We start from the raw sequence: 395 nt of genomic DNA on the forward strand, positions 1-395 counted from the left end.
GACGGAATGAAAAGAGCACGAATTATCTATAATCCAACTTCTGGTCGTGAAGCCATTCGACGTGATTTAGTCGATATTTTGGATGTTTATGAGGAAGCTGGTTATGAAACGAGCGCCTTTGCGACAACTCCTGAGCCAAATTCTGCCATGACTGAAGCGAAAAGAGCTGCGGAAGCGGGCTTTGATTTGCTAGTTGCCGCTGGGGGCGATGGCACAATCAATGAGGTTGTCAATGGTATCGCACCATTAGATAAACGGCCAATGTTAGCCATTATTCCTGCTGGTACAACCAATGATTACGCACGTGCATTGAGCATTCCGCGTGAAGACCCATTGGCAGCAGCGAAGGTTATTCTAAAAGGAAAAGCAGCCAAGATGGATATTGGGCAAGCCAA

Annotated in this window: 1 protein-coding gene; it reads left to right on the forward strand. The window is 46.6% G+C overall.

From position 1 onward, the window contains the following. Nucleotides 1–6 precede the first annotated feature (6 nt). On the forward strand, nt 7–395 hold a 389-nt coding region (locus CP370_RS09470), incomplete at its 3' end, for a YegS/Rv2252/BmrU family lipid kinase (protein WP_143467905.1).

This window comes from Lactobacillus sp. UMNPBX19 (assembly GCF_002553805.1).
GTDB lineage: Bacteria > Bacillota > Bacilli > Lactobacillales > Lactobacillaceae > Lactobacillus.